General features: G+C 35.6%; 11 protein-coding genes. All 11 read right to left on the reverse strand.

From position 1 onward, the window contains the following. Positions 1-4,494 (reverse strand): beta strand repeat-containing protein (locus AC3Y25_RS00005; RefSeq protein ID WP_489901316.1); only part of this gene is annotated, 4,494 nt, incomplete at its 3' end. A 656-nt stretch (positions 4,495-5,150) separates the two neighbouring features. After that, complete coding sequence (queG, locus tag AC3Y25_RS00010; RefSeq protein ID WP_489901317.1) at positions 5,151-6,077, reverse strand: tRNA epoxyqueuosine(34) reductase QueG; 927 nt, start codon at positions 6,075-6,077, stop codon at positions 5,151-5,153. Further along, positions 6,074-7,420 (reverse strand): cytochrome P450, encoded by a 1,347-nt coding sequence (locus AC3Y25_RS00015; RefSeq protein ID WP_489901318.1) that lies wholly within the window; start codon positions 7,418-7,420, stop codon positions 6,074-6,076. Before AC3Y25_RS00015 ends, queG begins: the two co-directional genes overlap by 4 nt. A gap of 4 nt (positions 7,421-7,424) precedes the next feature. Next, positions 7,425-8,447, reverse strand: coding sequence for a Holliday junction branch migration DNA helicase RuvB (gene ruvB / locus AC3Y25_RS00020; RefSeq protein ID WP_095927926.1), 1,023 nt, complete (start codon positions 8,445-8,447; stop codon positions 7,425-7,427). 106 nt (positions 8,448-8,553) lie between these two features. After that, entirely contained in the window at positions 8,554-10,356 is a 1,803-nt protein-coding gene (locus AC3Y25_RS00025) for a cytochrome c oxidase subunit I (protein ID WP_095927927.1), read from the reverse strand. A 30-nt stretch (positions 10,357-10,386) separates the two neighbouring features. Then, positions 10,387-11,577 (reverse strand): cytochrome c oxidase subunit II, encoded by a 1,191-nt coding sequence (locus tag AC3Y25_RS00030; RefSeq protein ID WP_427872168.1) that lies wholly within the window; start codon positions 11,575-11,577, stop codon positions 10,387-10,389. 19 nt (positions 11,578-11,596) lie between these two features. After that, complete coding sequence (locus AC3Y25_RS00035) at positions 11,597-12,991, reverse strand: quinol:cytochrome C oxidoreductase (RefSeq protein ID WP_250834139.1); 1,395 nt, start codon at positions 12,989-12,991, stop codon at positions 11,597-11,599. 27 nt (positions 12,992-13,018) lie between these two features. After that, positions 13,019-13,564: a c-type cytochrome gene (locus tag AC3Y25_RS00040; RefSeq protein ID WP_248729362.1), complete on the reverse strand. Its 546-nt coding sequence runs from the start codon at positions 13,562-13,564 to the stop codon at positions 13,019-13,021. Positions 13,565-13,572: 8 nt separating this feature from the next. Next, positions 13,573-14,097 (reverse strand): DUF3341 domain-containing protein, encoded by a 525-nt coding sequence (locus tag AC3Y25_RS00045; RefSeq protein WP_008466841.1) that lies wholly within the window; start codon positions 14,095-14,097, stop codon positions 13,573-13,575. Further along, on the reverse strand, positions 14,090-15,493 hold the full coding sequence (nrfD, locus tag AC3Y25_RS00050; protein ID WP_008466839.1) for an NrfD/PsrC family molybdoenzyme membrane anchor subunit: 1,404 nt from the start codon (positions 15,491-15,493) through the stop codon (positions 14,090-14,092). Before nrfD ends, AC3Y25_RS00045 begins: the two co-directional genes overlap by 8 nt. Positions 15,494-15,527: 34 nt before the next feature. Next, positions 15,528-18,578, reverse strand: coding sequence for a TAT-variant-translocated molybdopterin oxidoreductase (locus AC3Y25_RS00055; RefSeq protein WP_489901319.1), 3,051 nt, complete (start codon positions 18,576-18,578; stop codon positions 15,528-15,530). Positions 18,579-18,599: the final 21 nt, after the last annotated feature.

Consider the following 18,599-nt stretch of genomic DNA (forward strand, 5'->3'; position numbering starts at 1 on the left):
AATTACTTTTTGAGCTGCAGTTTCTACGTTTCCGTTCCCGTCGCTAAAACTCCAGTTAATGGTATAAGTTCCCTGAGTACTATATGTCAATGGATCTGTTGTTGTTCCAGTCACCGTTCCTTTACAATTATCTGTCGTAGTCGGAGCTGTTACTGTCACTGAACATTCTGCTGTAATATCTGCTAAAACAGGTTTTACAGGTTTTTCTGTATCACTAACTTTTACTGTTGAAGCAGCAGAAGTTGCTTCACATCCAGTTGAAGAATTTTTAATTTTTACTTTATAATCTCCATCAGAATTTACAACTAACGTAGAAGAAATTTGACTAGGAATCGCAACATTATTTTTGTACCAAACATAAGTTGCTGAACTTGCATTTGAATTGGCTGTCAAAGTCGTAGTCAAGCATGCTGTTAAATTTCCAGATATAGTTGCTGTAGGTAAAGCATTTGTCGTTACTGTATGAGTAGTCGTTACTGGTCCATTACATCCTGCAGCACTTGCTGTGATTGTAGTTGTTCCCAACCATCCAGCAGCATAAGTTACTGCTCCAGTTGTTGAATTTATCGTATTTCCGCCTGTACTACTTGCAGAATCTAGGCTATATGTAATACCTCCTGTTGAATTTGTTGCTGTTGTAGTTCTTGTTATTGTTTCAACTCCTTGGCAACGAGAAGACGTTGCTGGTGAAAATGATGCAATTGTTACATTTGGTGATAAGGTAACTGTTCCTTGAATTGTTACTTCTGCGCAAGGAGCTGTATGACCAACTGTAGTAATGATATAAGTACCAGCTGATGTTGGATTTCCAGAAATTGTTACTGTTTTTGCATTAGTATCAACTGCAGCAGATAATCCTGTAGGCAAGTTAGACACTGTAGCATTTGTAGCACTTCCTCCAAAAGTATACACTGCATTCGGAACTGATGCTCCAGAACAAACTGTTGGATTTTGAGTACCACTTGTAAATACAATGCTTGAAGATTTATTTATAACTGCCGCGACAGCAATTCTAGACGTTGAAGTACAACCTGACGATGTTACTGCTCCTACATAGTAAGTTGTAGTAGCTGTTAAAGTTGGAGTATTGAAAGTTGTTCCTGTTCCTAATACTGTCGAACTTGTAGGATCAGCATACCAATTAATAGTCGCTCCTGTTGATGCAGTTGCAGTTAATTTCACTGATCCAGAACCACATATTGAACCTTCTGTTGTCGAATTTATTGTTGGTACTGTATTTATTGTTGCTTTAACTTCAGTTCTTGTTGGTGTAGTACAACCATTTTCTGTTGCATCAACATAATAAGAAGTTGATGCTGATAAACTTGGCGTCGTAAAACTCTCTCCTGTTCCTAATGATGTTCCTCCTGTTGCTGCTGCGTACCAATTAATAGTTCCTGCTGATGCTGTAGCCTCCAAAGTTACTTCTCCTGCACCACATCGTGAGTTAGAAGTAATTGTTGCAATTGTTGGTTTTGCATTAACAACAAAATTAACAGCCGCTCTACAATTTGAATTACCTGAACAAGCCGCATAATACGTTTTTGTTGTTGCTGTAGCGGTACTTGTCAATCCAGATCCTGTAACTCCCACTGGATTAAAAGAAGTACCTGTATAAATTGATGAACCTCCTGTAGATGTAGTGTACCATTCAATTCCCCCTATAGTATAATTTACAGTAATCTGCATATAATCTACATAGGCAGTAATGTCATTATTTGATGTTCTAGTGATACTTGCAGATAAAGCAATTCCAAAATTTGCATTATTAATATCTGCGGGCGTCCAAGTTGTATTCCATAAATCTGATGATCCACCATAATTTGCCACAGAAGTCGAACTTATTGGCCAATTAGATCCTGTTATACTTTTATTTTCACCAATAACAGTTCCTGCCTTAATTAGACTAACAACATTATCTTTAACATTCACTGTAGAGCTGGCAGTACTACTATAACGACCAATTGTAACTTGAATTCCAGTAATTGTAGCATTAGAAGGAATATTAAAATCAAAATCTGTTCCTTGAAGAGACCTTGTCACAACAGTGATATTCCCTCCACTGCTAACAGTTGCAGATGCATAGCTTGAATCATTAGAATTCACTCTTGAAGGATTAGACCAAGAAAGTGATGCTGTGCCTACACTATTACCTGCTCTTGCAATTTTTGCTCCTGAGCTATTAGATGTTCCACATGGAGAAGTAGCCGTCAATGAACCAGTTCCATCTTGACAAATAGTCACACCTGTCGTCGTTGGCGCTCCAGCAACTGCATTAATAACAATACCAGTGTTTGCAGCAGAAGTACATCCTTGTGCATTTGTTGTAGTTACAGAATAGGTACCTGGTACCAATCCAGAAAAAATACCATTTGTACTATTTACTGAAGCAGAAACAGGATTTGTTCCCGTTAATGTATAGCTTATTCCAGAACCGTTTGCAGGTGTATTAACCGTTATTGTACCTGTTGGAGCAGTACAAGTTGTTTGCGTTACACTCACTGTTGGAGCTGCAGGCAAAGCTAAAATTGATATATCATCAACGGCAGTACTTGTTCCATTAAAATTTACACCTGGAACATTTGATTGGCCTGTGCCTTCGTATGTTTTATTCGCACTACCATAAGCATTTGTAAATGCCGTTATTCTTCTAGTAGAATTGGCTGTTGTACGTGTTGGGTCAAGATATAATGCTTGCGCATTTGCACTATAAGTTCCTGCTGCTATCGAAGCTGCTACTTTTCCAACTAAAGTGATGTTAACAACTCCATTTTGTGCAATGTTAAATCCTCCAAAAACAGGATTATTAGCCGTAGCTGTAGCCGAATTGGCTAGAGTTCCTGCTGGTCCTGAAGCTCCGGTAGAGTAAGTTGCTGTAGCGGAATCAAATTCGATACCTGTTGGAAAACTAAAATCCAACATTACACCAGCAGCATTTCCTGCTCCCGTATTTTTTATTTCGATTTCATAAGAAACTTTTTCATCAATTGCATTACAAATTGCAGTAGTAGATAATGTTTTGGCTTTTGTCTCAAGAACTGGGAAACAATTCGCATTAACTTGTAGATTTGCAGGTACGTCTGCAACTGTAAAAGTTGATACATAACCATCTGTTCCAGCAATAGCTCCATGATTAATTCCGTTTCCTGCATTAGATTTACCAGCTGCTCCACCAGTTACATTTGTTGTAATGGTTACTGAACTTGAAACATTATGACAGATTATTCCACCACCACCACCACCACCTGGTCCGTGCTCATTATTATTATCGTTTTCAGTGTTTCCACCTACTCCTCCCTTAGCTTGAATTTGAATGGTAGCAGTACTATTGTTAGAAACATTCAGCAAAACTGTTCCACCTGCTCCTCCACCTCCAGCACCATCAGGTGAGTTAGCGTAGGTTCCAGGTGCTCCTTTTCCTCCATTTGCATAAATAGTACCATTCCCTAAAACATTCCCAGCATTTATAAGAATAATTGCTCCTCCAACACCACCTTTTACACCAGAAGAAGCATCATTTGCATCACCTGCGCCTCCTCCACCGCCCATAATAAGCCTTGGAAATTTTTCAATCACAGTATACGATTTTGATCCTGGTCTTCCTGCTCCTGTAAGGTTATTGGAGAATAAATCTCCTCCTCCACCTTGCCATCCAGCGCCACCAAGTCCACCAAATCCACCATTTCCACCGCCTCCACCGCCGGTATTATGGTCATTACCACCACCTCCTGCATTCGCTGGAGCTCCTCTTCCTGAAGAACCTCCTGGCATTCCTTCCACTGTATTTGCTACCTGATTAAAACCATCCCACATATACTTAGGCGTACCAGCTATTCCTTCTCCTTTTCCTGAAATTTTGCTATTTGATGAATCACCAACATAAGTTTTTGAGTCATTAGCATCCGAACCTGCTTTTGGGCTATATCCTCCTCTAAAACCTCTTGCACTTCCATCAATACTAAAACCATTAAAGTTGAAGGTTCCAGAAACATTAAATGCAATAATACCACCCGCAACTCCATTAAAAGGAGGAGTAGTAATATTGGCTGTAAGAGTTAAATTAGAATATTGAGGTACTCTAACGACTTGAAATGTTTTCTTTCCTCTTGAAGTAGTTGGATCTGCATTATAAAAACTATTCAAGACACCATTATTAGCACCTGTACCTTTAAACGTTAAATTTCCTCCTGTCAAGGGTACATTATTTGTTGCAATTACATACTCAAAAACCCCGGTATTACCGAGAGCTGTAAATCCTGTTCCTCCTAGATTATCTGGACCGCTGTTCGTCGTACCAGAACCATAACTAGTTGTTTTTGTATAATTTATTGAGGCATCTTGCATTTGAATAATTAAAATCAAATCTCCAGCAGAGATTGGAGTTGTGCCAAAATTATTCGAGTATTGATCCGTTGCTGGCACACCTGCTAGATATATAGATTGTGCTCCTGCATTCAGTGTAACATTTCCTGTGATCGGATAATATGTATTCACTGAACTTGACACCGCAACAGGTCCGTCAACTCCAGGGGTACCACATACTTGTGAGTATGAGAATATTGGTAATGTAATAAATAAAATAAGAAAAATTAGCCTGTAAAATCCAGACTTACAAAAAGTAGAGTTACGCATAGACAACTTGAGTTTGTGGAACAGAAATTTCGGATGCTAAAAAACAGATGATTGTTTTTAGCATATTGATGAGATACGTGAAAAAATATAAAATGGATTTAAAAAAACTTAGAACAGCTTTTTCAAGACATACATATAAAAAAGACATTATGCAGACCATTGTCATATAGTAATTTAAAGACTACAAAAGTCTCACAGGTTTTAAATTAAGTAGATTTGGAAAGTGCGAAAGTATATCTAGGAATGAAATCAATCCTCATTATTTCGACAAAGTGCACATAAAGTCGTTAAACAACATTTTTTAACAATTGTTTACCTATTGAAAATCTAATTTCTGTAAATATTTGACAATAAAACAGCTGAATTTTCTTAAATAATTGAAAAGATGTTCAATTCCTATAGAATTTATTGATATATAGGTAAAAAAACGTAGGAAAAAAAATAGCACAAAGGAGAAAGAGCCTTTAAAATAAAAAACTGATAATCAAAAAGATAAAATAACAACACACATTTGGTTGTTACTGTAAAAATTTAATATTACGTTTTAAACCATCAAATTTGGTTCTTTTAATAGGAGAGTTTTTAAAAACTAGCTTAAAGGTTTCTTCTGTAATCTCTATCCAGTCTTTTTTAGCAAAAGAAAGCAGCTCTGGATTAGGATTAAATAAAGGTTCTGAGTGGGGTTTAGAAAATCGGTTCCATGGACAAACATCTTGGCAGGTATCACAGCCAAACATCCATTCATCGAATTTCCCTTTCATTTCTTCAGGAAGATTTTCTTTTAATTCGATGGTATAATAAGAAATGCATTTGCTACCATCAACAATATATGGTGCTACAATTGCCTGTGTAGGACAGGCATCAATACAGGCGGTACAAGACCCACAATGGTCTGTAACTGCATAATCGTATTCTAATTCTAAATCAATAATAAGTTCGGCAATGAAATAAAAAGAGCCTACCTTTTGAGTAATCAGGTTACTGTTTTTTCCAATCCAACCCAAACCGCTCTTTGCCGCCCAAGCTTTATCTAAAACAGGTGCCGAATCGACAAAAGCACGTCCTGATACCTCTCCAATATTTTCTTGGATTGAGTGCAAAAACTCCTTTAATTTATCCTTAATTACAAAATGATAATCTTGACCGTAAGCATATTTAGAAATCTTAAAACTCTCATCGTTTTGCTTAGAATCTGGGAAATAATTAAGCAAAAGCGATACGACACTTTTACCATCATCAACCAACAAAGTTGGGTCGAGACGCTTATCAAAATGGTTTTCCATATAGGTCATTTGACCGTTTCGATTGTTCTTTAACCAATTTTCAAGTCGAGGAGCTTCTTGTTCTAAAAAACCAGCTTTCGATATTCCGCAAGAAATAAACCCAAGTCTTTTGGCTTCTTCTTTTATAAATTTTGAATATGTTTCTTTTGAATTGATACTCATCGTTTAGAAAATGAAACTTCAACGTTAATAGGTTTTAAAGTAATTAATGGATTAAACTGAACGGTATCATTATCAGCTTTAATATTATACTTTTTAACAATCTGAGATATCGTTAAACACATTTCATAAATGGCAAATCCAGTTCCGATACACATTCTAGGACCAGCCCCAAAAGGATAAAAATATTGCATTGATTCCTTTTTTTGCTCTCCAAGAAATCGTTCTGGAATGAATTCATCAGGATTATTCCAATATTTTGGATTACGATGCAATTCGTAAAAAGAAACTCCAATCAAAGTGTCTTTTTTAATTTTAAATTCAGCCAAAGAATCATCCTCAAGATTTTGTCTGTCAGTAATCCAAGCTGGCGGATATAAACGCATAGACTCGTTCAAAACCGCATTTGTATAGATCATTTTTTGAAGCTGTTCGATACTATTACTTGTTTGCGATTCCACCTCAATGATTTCCTCAAAAACCTTCTGCTGAACTTCGGAATTTCTTCCTAAAAGATAAAGTGTAAAAGTTAATGCGTTTGCCGTAGTTTCATGTCCTGCAATAAAGAGAACTTTAATTTCATCAATCAATTGTTCAATAGACATGCTTTCGCCCGTATCTTCATATCTGGTTTCCAGAAGCATGTTCAATAAATCATTAATTTCTTCATTGGAAGCTTTTCTTTCCTCGATGATTTCCTTAATAATAGCATTATTTTCCTCTGCTAACTTAAGATGTTTCTTGACCTGGCCACTCATTGCAAACCACCAAGCTTTATGCGGAAGTCTGATTTCCTTAATCAAGAAGTTTTGCACTTCTTCTATAATAAATTTAATGCGATGAAATTTATCCTCAGCATTTGAAAGCTGGAATAAAGATTTTGCGACAACATTAAACGCAAGATTACTCATAACCGGAAAAAGATCTATTGGCCTCTCTTCAACTAAATTTTTTACTTCTGAAGCAATAGTCCCATTCATATTATCAACTAGCTGATTCATTTTTTGTTTATGAAATGCTGGCTGAATAAGTCGTCTCTGTTTTAACCAAAAATCACCATCACTGGTTAAAAGTCCCTTTCCTAAATATTTGGAAAGATAAACCGATTGAAATTTAGATTTGTTATAATTCTTTTGGTTCTTAACTAAAATATACTGTGCAATTTCATTATCTCGTGACAAGATTATATACTTGGAAAAACCAATTCGTATAGAAAAAGAATCTCCGAATTTCTCAAAATATCTTTTATGAAAAGGAATCGGATTTCTACGAACACCTTCAGCATCCTTGAAAAATCTAAGTAAAGATAAATTCTGAGGATAAGTATATTTAAACTTGTCTGACATATAATTAAAATAAACCTCCCTGTATATTTGTGTTTATTTTTCCAAGATGCTTATACGCTTTATCCGTAACTTCTCTACCTCGAGGCGTTCGCATGATAAATCCTTCTTGAATCAAGAAAGGCTCATAAACTTCTTCTATAGTTTCACTGCTTTCACTTACAGCTGTCGCTAAAGTTGAAAGTCCTACCGGACCGCCTTTAAATTTATTAATAATAGTTAATAGTATTTTATTATCCATTTCATCTAGACCATGAGCGTCTACATTTAAGGCTTTTAAAGCATATCTTGAAATTTCAATATCAATTCTTCCATTTCCTTTAATTTGAGCAAAATCACGAACACGCCTTAATAATGCATTTGCAATACGAGGAGTTCCACGACTTCTTCCAGCAATTTCAATTGCAGCTTCTAGATCAATAGGCATTTTTAGAATAGAGGCACTTCTTTCAACAATTGTTGTCAAAAGTTCTGTAGTATAATATTGTAAACGCGAAGATATTCCAAAACGAGCACGCATTGGAGCCGTTAATAATCCTGATCGAGTTGTTGCTCCAATCAAAGTAAAGGGATTCAAATTGATTTGCACTGTTCTCGCATTTGGTCCCGATTCAATCATAATATCAATCTTGAAGTCCTCCATCGCAGAATACAAATATTCTTCCACTACAGGACTTAATCGATGAATTTCATCAATGAACAAAACGTCTCTTTCGTCTAAGTTTGTCAGCAAACCAGCCAAATCACCAGGCTTATCCAATACGGGACCAGAAGTAATTTTGATTCCTACTTGCAGTTCGTTAGCCAATATATTAGCCAAAGTCGTTTTCCCTAAACCAGGAGGTCCATGAAAAAGTGCATGATCGAGTGCTTCACCACGCTGATTAGCGGCGGCAACAAACACTTTTAAATTTTCCAAAACTTGATCTTGTCCAGCAAAATCATCAAATGATAGCGGACGCAATCTTTTTTCGAGATCTAACTCTTCTGAGTTATATCCTTTAGTAGTAGGATCTAGATTTTCATTCATCCTACAAAGATATATAAACTAATCAGTTTGTAAAATAGCAAGACTGAACGATTAAAACTTTAACTAAACAAAAAAGGCTATCATTTCTGATAGCCTTTGATTATTTTTAGTGGTGTAAAACTTCTTCACCTTCTTTCATCGGTACATTTTGAGGAACAAAATCTACATCATGATTTGGGTTACTGTAGTCATACGGCCAACGATATACGTGAGGAATTTCTCCTGGCCAGTTTCCGTGAATATGCTCAACTGGAGTAGTCCACTCTAAAGTTGTAGATTTCCAAGGGTTTTGAACTGCTTTCTTACCGTAGAAAATACTGCTAAAGAAGTTGTATAAGAATACTAACTGGAATGCACCTCCTACAAGAGCAAATGTTGTAATTAAAACATTCACATTTTGTAAATCATCAAATAATGGGAAGTTAGTATTTGTATAGTAACGTCTTGGCAAACCAGCTAATCCGATAAAGTGCATTGGGAAGAAAACTCCATAAGCACAAACAGCAGTAATCCAGAAGTGAATATAACCTAAGTTTTTGTTTAACATTCTTCCGTACATTTTAGGGAACCAGTGGTAAATACCAGCAAACATTCCGTAAAGTGCAGAGATACCCATTACTAAGTGAAAGTGAGCAATTACGAAGTAAGTATCGTGAACGTTAATATCTAAAGTACTATCTCCTAAAATGATTCCTGTTAAACCTCCAGTGATGAAAGTAGAAACCATTCCGATAGAGAACAACATTGCAGGGTTAAATTGTAAGTTACCTTTCCATAAAGTTGTAATCCAGTTAAATGCTTTTACAGCAGAAGGAATTGCAATCAATAAAGTAGTAAAAGTAAATACAGATCCTAAGAAAGGATTCATACCTGAAATAAACATGTGGTGCCCCCAAACAATAGTAGATAAGAATGCAATTGCAAGAACTGACATAATCATCGCTCTGTATCCGAAGATTGGTTTACGAGAGTTCGTAGCCATAATTTCAGAAACAAGACCCATTGCTGGTAAGATTACGATGTAAACCTCAGGGTGACCTAAGAACCAAAATAAGTGCTCAAACAATACTGGAGAACCTCCTTGGTAATGTAAAACCTCTCCTGCAATATAGATATCAGATAAGAAGAATGAAGTACCAAAACTTCTATCAAAAATCAATAATAAAGCTGCTGATAATAAAACTGGGAATGAAATAACACCAATAATAGCTGTTACGAAAAATGTCCAGATTGTAAGAGGAAGTCTAGTCATAGACATTCCTTTAGTTCTTAAATTAAGTACAGTAACAATGTAATTTAAAGATCCCATCAAAGAAGATGCGATGAAAATAGCCATAGATACTAACCATAATGTCATACCTGTTCCTGATCCTGGAATTGCTTGTGGCAATGCACTCAAAGGAGGATAAATTGTCCATCCTGCAGATGCTGGACCAGCTTCAACGAATAAAGAACATAACATTACAACAGCTGATAAGAAAAACAACCAGTATGAAATCATATTCATAAACCCAGACGCCATATCTCTTGCTCCAATTTGAAGCGGAATAAGTAAATTACTAAAAGTTCCACTTAAACCTGCCGTCAGTACAAAGAATACCATGATGGTACCGTGAATTGTTACTAAAGCTAAATAAATATCATTTGCCATTACACCATCAGGTGCAAATTTATCTCCTAATAAAACATTAAATATCTTAAAAGACTCTTCTGGCCACGCCAATTGCATTCTAAAAAGCAAGGACATTGCAATACCAATGATTCCCATAATAATACCAGTAATCAAGTATTGTTTAGCAATCATTTTGTGATCAATACTAAAAATATATTTAGTAATGAACGTGTCTTTATGATGATGTTCGTGCTCGTGATCGTGTCCGTGATCGTGATCGTGCGCTTCTGCTGACATATATGTGTACTTTAAATTTTCTAAATAATATTATTTCAATGCAACTTTAGCTACAGCTGCTTTAACAGTATCGACAACAGCTTTAACAGTGTCAATTACTTTTGCAGTAGAATCTGCAGTTGGAGCAGTTCCTTCAGCTGGTTTTTCAGCTGCTTTCGCAGCAGCAATATCCTGAGCCAAAGTAGTTTTCTCACTTAACCATTTTTTATAGTCTTCTGGAGAATCTACAACAACTTTCATTTGCATATTGTAGTGAGAAGCTCCACAAATTTTATTACATAATAATAAATAATCAAATGTATAAGGATCTAAAGCTGTACCACCTTTTGCAGTTAATTCAGCGCTTTTTTCAGCTCTTAATTTGTTGATGTGTGCAACTTTTTCAACCATAAATGGTAACTCTCTATATTCCGCAGTAGTATAAGTTGGAACGAAAGCAAATTCAGTAACCATACCTGGAACACAGTTCATTTGTGCTCTAAAGTGAGGAAAGTAAGCAGAGTGCAATACATCCTGAGAACGCATTTTAAAGTGAACTTTTTTACCTTTAGGAATGTGCAATTCTGAAACTACGATATCATCTTGAGCATTTGGATCTGACATATCAACCCCTAATGTATTTATTCCTTCGATTAAACGTACGTTAGCTTTTCCTAAAACATTATCCTGTCCAGCATATCTTGCAGTCCATTTAAATTGCTGAGCATATAATTCGATTTCGATTACATCTTCATCTTTATCAACAAACATAATGTTATTCCAAGCATATAATCCATAAAGAATTAAACAAGCTAAAACAACAGAAGGAATGATACTCCAAATTGCCTCTAATTTATTACTATCAGCAAAGAATAACGCTTTTTTATCTTTGTTACCTTTATATTTAAAAGAAAACCAATACAATAGACCTTGTGTAATTACTTGAACAGTAAAAATCAAAACCCAAGTAATGTTCATTAAATTATCTACTAAAGTACCATGCTCAGAAGCAGGGGTATGAAGTGCCAAATTACCCCATTTTAGTAAACCATAAATAGTAAATATATAAATGAAAGCTAAAAAGCCAAACATGATATATCCCTGAACGTTATTGTCATTATCTGATGCAACTTGAGAATCGTCCGAAGAAGCTCCTACCTGAGTAAGATCAAATATCTTCGTCAATTGCCATAATGCAACTGCTAATAAAACTAAAACTATAATTACCAACAAACTTGTCATCTGTTTACTTCTTTAAATATTAATAATGAAAATGTTTACTTTCTTCGATGAAAGGATTTCTTTTTGCAAGCAAAGGAGATTTAGTTAATGCAGTAAATACAACAAATATAAATAAACCTAAGAAGAAAAGAATCGATGCAATTTCAGGAACTCCAATAAACCATTTGTCTCCTACAGTACCAGGCATAATCATATTAAAGAAATCAACATAATGACCTAATAATATCACAATACCAGCCATAACAACAACCCAATTAAGACGTTTGAAGTCAGTATTGATCAATATTAATAATGGGAAAACAAAGTTCATAACCACCGCTCCAAAGAAAGGAAGGTTATATAACTGAATTCTTGTTACAAAATAAGTTACCTCTTCTGGAATATTAGCGTACCAAATCAACATAAATTGAGAGAACCATAAATAAGTCCAGAATACACTAATACCAAACATGAACTTAGCTAAATCATGAATATGACTTGTATTTACATACTCCAAATATCCTTTAGATTTTAAATAGATAGTTACTAATGCAATAGCTGTAATACCACTTACAAAGAAAGAAGCAAATACATACCATCCAAATAAAGTACTAAACCAGTGTGGATCAAAAGACATAATCCAATCCCAAGACATAATAGACTCAGAAACGATAAAGAATACTAAGAATCCTGCAGATGCTTTGAAATTCTTTTTGTAGTAAAGATCATCATTTGCTTCATCTTGTGCTAAACAGTTTTTTCTAGAAAAATGACGGTAGATATTCCATCCTAATAAAAAGATAAAAGCTCTTGCAATCCAGAAAGGAAAATTTAAATATCCAGATTTTCCTGCGATGATAGCATCATAATTTGGACTTTTCGGATCTGTAACTCCTTCTCCTAACCATACAAAAATATGATTAAAATGTAATCCACATAATACTAAAAGTATAAAGAAGATTATAGAACCAGCTGGCAAGTAAGCTGTTATACCTTGCATAACTCTAAACAAAACTGGAGACCAACCCGCTTGAGCAACTTGTTGAATTGCATAGAAAGCTAAAACCCCCATTGAAAGAAGTAAAAAGAAAATACAAGCTACATATACAGCAGACCAAGGCTTATTTTGCAATTGGTGCAATACGTGCTCTAAATGTTTTTCGTGCTCATTTGCACCAGAAACTTCTGCATGCTCAGCTCCTTTATGAGAGTCATGTGCAACTTCAGCAGCCTCATGATGACCTGCTTCTTTGTGAGATGCCTCCGCTTTTTCTTCATGCGCAGCGCCATGAGAACCATGTTCATCTGCAGCAAGTATTTTTTCAACTTCTTGAATATCTTTTGGTGCACTTAAAAAACCATACCCAATTCCTAATAGACCAACGGCCATTAAGATGATAGAAAAAGTTTTTAATTTACTTGAAAATGTATACATATCTATTACGATCAGTTTGTTCAACAATTATAATTGGCTTTTTAGTTTCAGAACATAGTCAGCAACTAACCAACGTTCGTGAGCACTTAATTGATTTGCATGTGAACCCATTGCATTTAAACCATAAGTCTCAACATGAAAGATACTTCCTTCAGTGATCTCTCTGTCTTTATAGCTAGGTACTCCAAGAAATTTCTCTCTTTCAACCAATTTACCTTTACCGTTACCAGTTGCACCATGGCAGCTGATACAATAAATATCAAAAAGCTCTTTACCTTTTCCAGAGTTTTTCTCTTCTTCTGTCAAAGGTGATTTTAAATTAGCTTTTGCTAATTCATAACCAGCAGTTGAGTTTTCATATTCATAAGGTTCAAAACCTCTATTGATAGTTCCTTCAACAGGAAGCTGTCCTTCTTTTCCTCCCTTAAATATTTTTGCTTCTGAATATGGCTCGTAAGCAACAGATTCATACATATTAGGGAAATACTGATAGTTCGGTGCCGAATTATTGTGGCAAGATGAAACTAAAATAGTTATACCAACTAAAAGTGTTATTTTATATATCCTTTTCATAGCTACAATTAATTCTTTTCTATTACTTTAACTTCAACAGCTCCAGTTCCTTCAAAGAAAGAAACTAATTCAGCTTCGTTATCATTTACAGCAACCTCCATTAAAAAGTGGTCATCAGTTGTTCTTACATCTGGGTTTTCAGCTTCTTTAAAAGGCCATAATCTACTTCTCATGTAAAAAGTGATAACCATTAAGTGAGCTGCAAAGAATACAGTCATCTCAAACATAATTGGCACAAAAGATGGCATATTTTGGATAAAACTAAAACTTGGTTTACCTCCAATATCCTGTGGCCAGTCATGAATCATGATGTAACCCATCATAGTTGTTGCAACAGAAATACCAACACATCCATATAAAAAAGCACATATTGCTAATCTTGTTGGTGCTAATCCCATGGCTTTATCCAATCCGTGAACCGGGAATGGAGTAAAAACCTCTTCAATATGATGATGAGCAGCTCTAGTTTTCTTTACTGCATTCATCAAAACGTCATCGTCATTATAAATGGCGTATATAACTTTATTACTCATGATGTGAATCTTTACTGTTTGCTCTTTCTCTAATATAATTATCTCCTGTTCCTTTCAAAATTGTTTTAACCTCTGCCTGAGCAATTACAGGGAATGTTCTAGAGTATAATAAAAACAATACAAAGAAGAAACCAATTGTTCCAATGAAAATTCCAATATCAACAAATGTTGGTGAGAACATTGTCCAAGAAGATGGAAGGTAATCTCTATGTAAAGAAGTAACAATAATTACGAATCTTTCAAACCACATACCGATATTTACTACAATCGAAATGATGAATGAGAACATGATACTAGTTCTTAGTTTTTTGAACCACATAAACTGAGGAGAGAACACGTTACATGTCATCATTGACCAATATGCCCACCAGTAAGGTCCAGTAGCTCTGTTTAAGAATGCATATTGCTCATATTCTACACCTGAATACCAAGCTACGAATAACTCAGTGATGTAAGCTACACCTACAATAGATCCAGTAATCATGATAATAATGTTCATTAACTCAATATGTTGTAATGTGATGTAAGCTTCAAGATTAGATACTTTTCTCATAACGATCAACAATGTATTTACCATCGCGAATCCAGAGAAAACCGCTCCAGCAACGAAGTATGGAGGGAAAATTGTTGTATGCCATCCAGGGATTACAGAAGTAGCAAAGTCCATAGATACAATCGTGTGTACAGAAAGTACAAGTGGAGTAGCTAAACCAGCTAATACTAAAGATACTTCTTCAAAACGCTGCCAGTCTTTAGCTCTACCGCTCCATCCAAAACTTAAGATAGAATAAACTCTTTTGTTAAAAGGAGTAATAGCTCTATCACGAAGCATTGCAAAGTCAGGTAATAAACCAGTCCACCAGAACACTAATGATACTGAAAGATACGTTGAAATCGCGAATACGTCCCAAAGTAAAGGTGAGTTAAAGTTTACCCATAAAGATCCAAATTGATTTGGAATAGGTAATACCCAGTATGCTAACCATGGACGTCCCATGTGAATAATTGGAAATAAACCTGCTTGAACTACAGAGAAAATAGTCATAGCTTCAGCAGAACGGTTGATGGCCATTCTCCAACGTTGACGGAAAAGTAATAATACCGCAGAAATTAATGTTCCAGCGTGACCAATACCAACCCACCAAACGAAGTTAGTAATATCCCAAGCCCAGCCAACTGTTTTATTTAATCCCCATGTTCCGATACCGGTAGATACGGTGTAAATTATACAACCTAACCCCCAAAGGAAGGCTATTAATGCGATTGAAAATACAATCCACCATTGCTTGTTTGCAGGCCCCTCAACAGGTGCAGCTACATCTACAGTTACATCGTGATAAGATTTATCACCAATAACTAAAGGTTTTCTAATGGGTGCTTCGTAGTGAGACGACATAATCCTTTATATTGTTTCTTAATTAATAATTTTACTAAGTATTTCTAACTTTAACATGGTAAACCACATTAGGTTTTGTACCTACATGCTCTAATAAGTGGTATGATCTTTCGTCAGCAGCTAATTTAGCAACTTTACTTTCTTTATCATTTACATCACCAAATATCATCGCTCCTGAAGAACAAGCACTAGAACAAGCTGTTTGGAATTCACCATCTCTAACTGGACGGCCTTCGTTTTTAGCTTTTAATTTAGTAGCTTGTGTCATTTGGATACACATAGAACATTTCTCCATAACACCACGAGAACGTACGTTAACGTCAGGATTTAATACCATACGGCCTAAATCATCGTTCATATGATAATCGAACTCGCTGTTTTTGTTGTATAAGAACCAGTTAAAACGACGTACTTTATATGGACAGTTGTTAGCACAGTAACGAGTACCAACACATCTGTTGTAAGCCATATGGTTTTGACCTTCACGACCGTGAGAAGTTGCAGCAACTGGACAAACTGTTTCACAAGGTGCGTGGTTACAGTGTTGACACATTACAGGCTGGAATGCAACTTGAGGATTATCTCCTGCTTTTTCCATTTCATTAAATGTAGATAATGAACTAGATAAACCAGCAATTCCTTCTTTTCTTTCATTATCACCTTCAAAAGTGCTTTCAGAAGAATAATATCTATCGATACGTAACCAGTGCATATCACGGCTTCTTCTTACCTCTGCTTTACCTACAACTGGAACATTGTTTTCTGCGTGACAAGCGATAACACAAGCTCCACATCCAGTACAAGCATTTAAGTCAATTGAAAGGTTGAAGTGGTGCCCAGTTGTACGATCGAATGATTCCCAAAGATCTACAGTAGTAGCCTCAACTTCTTGGTGATCTAAAGATACCATTGGTTTTTCATTCCAATGTTCAGCATCTTTAGTATTAAATATTTCTAAAGTAGTTTCTTTAATAATATCTCCTCTACCCATTAAAGTTTTCTGACCTTGAACACAAGCAAACTCATGTACACCACCAGCTTTAGTAATAGATACTGATTGAACATTATTGAAACCTTTATATAAAGCGTAAGCATTTAAACCTACCTGCATTTCTTCTTTTAGAGCTGCTTTACGTCCGTATCCAAGAGCTAGGCCTAAAGTACCAACTGCTTGACCTGGCTGAACGATAACTGGAACATTTTCCAATTTAACACCATCAACAGTAATAGTAGCATAACTACCATTTAAACCTCCATTTGCAACAATTTCATTTGATAAACCAAGTTTTTTAGCATCTGCATTAGAAACTGTAACATAGTTATCCCAAGAAACTCTTGTAATTGGATCTGGAAACTCTTGTAACCATGGGTTATTAGCGTGTTGTCCATCTCCTAATCCTGTTTTAGTATATAATACTAATTCAAAATCACCCGCAGCTTTAGATCTTGCAACAGCATTTGCAGCAGTAGCAGCATCAATAGCACCTCCAGACAAAGCTGAAGCTCCAAGAACAGCTACACCATCATGCAATACTTTATTCCAAGAAGCTCCTGCAGTGTAAGCTCCAGAATTTGTTTTTAAGTAGTCATAAAAAGTACCAGCAGTACCATTTACTGACAATAAAACATCTTGAAATTGTTTTGTATTAAAGATTGGGCGAATTGTAGGCTGAGTTAAGCTATATGTTCCGCTTGTAAGTTCAAGATCTCCCCAAGATTCTAAGTAGTGAGGAGCTGGCGCAGCAATTGAAACAATTGATGCAGTTTCGTCTTCTTTTAATGAAAAAGCAACAGACGTTTTAACTTTTTTCAATCCAGATACAAAAGAAGCTGAATCAGCTAAAGTGTAAACAGGATTAACTCCACTCATAATTAAAGTATGAACACTTCCAGCATTCAAATCTTTAATCAACTGTGCAACTGCAACATTAGAACCTTTTCTAATTTGTCTAGCTCCAGCAGTACTAAAAGCTTCACTAGCCAATACTTGATTGATAGCTAAAACTAATAATTGAGCATTTTTATCTTCGATTCCAGATACTAAAACTCCTTTTGCCCCAGCAGCTTTAAGCTGTTGTGCAGCTTTTACTACTTCAGTTTTAAAGTTTCCTTCTAAAGCCACAGGAATAGAAGCACCTACAACAATATTATAAATTTGAACTAAAGCTTGCTTTTGAGCAGCTACAGTCATTGGAACACGCTTATCAGCAGCAGCTCCAGATAATGTCATGTTTGATTCAAACTGAAAATGACGAGACATTTTTCCGTTTTGAGGAATACGTCCTTGTGCATATCCTGCATCATATCCTCCACCTTGCCAGTCCCCTAAGAAATCAGCACCAACAGAAACGATTAAAGAAGCTTTTGAAAAATCATAATCAACTAAAGCTCTTTGACCATAAGCAGATTCAAAAGCATCTAAAGCCTCAGATGAAGAAACCGCATCATACACAACGTGCTTAGCGTTTGGATTTTTTGCAATAAACTCAGCAATTAATTTTTCTGTAGATGGACTCGCTAAAGTGTTAGTTAATAATACTACTTGACCACCTTTAGCTTTTGCATCTGCCAAACTTGATTTAATTTTTAAATCAACAGCCGACCAAGAAGAATTTTTACCATCTACTTTTGGCTCTTTCAAACGAGCACTATCATACAATCCTAAAATAGATGCATGAATTCTAGCATTCGCAGAAAATTTAGCTCCTGCAATTGTATTGTTTTCAATTTTAATTGGACGACCCTCACGAGTTTTCACCAAAAGATTAGCAAAATCAAATCCGTCAAAAACTGTAGTTGCATAATAATCTGCAACACCAGGAATGATTTGTTCTGGTTGTAATACATAAGGGATAGACTTGTGAACAGGACCTTCGCAAGCAGCTAATGTTACAGCCGCTGTACTAAACCCTACGTACTTTAAAAAGTCACGACGTGAAGTCCCAGATGTAGATAAAGCCTCAGCGTTACCCAAAAACTCATCAGTAGGAATCTCTTCAACAAATTCGTTATTTCTAAGCGCCTCAACAATAGAGCTATTTTCTAGCTCTTCAACACTTTTCCAGTATTTTTTGTTTGATGACATTGTATATATATATTAAAATCT

The organism is Flavobacterium sp. LK-23, from assembly GCF_058135255.1.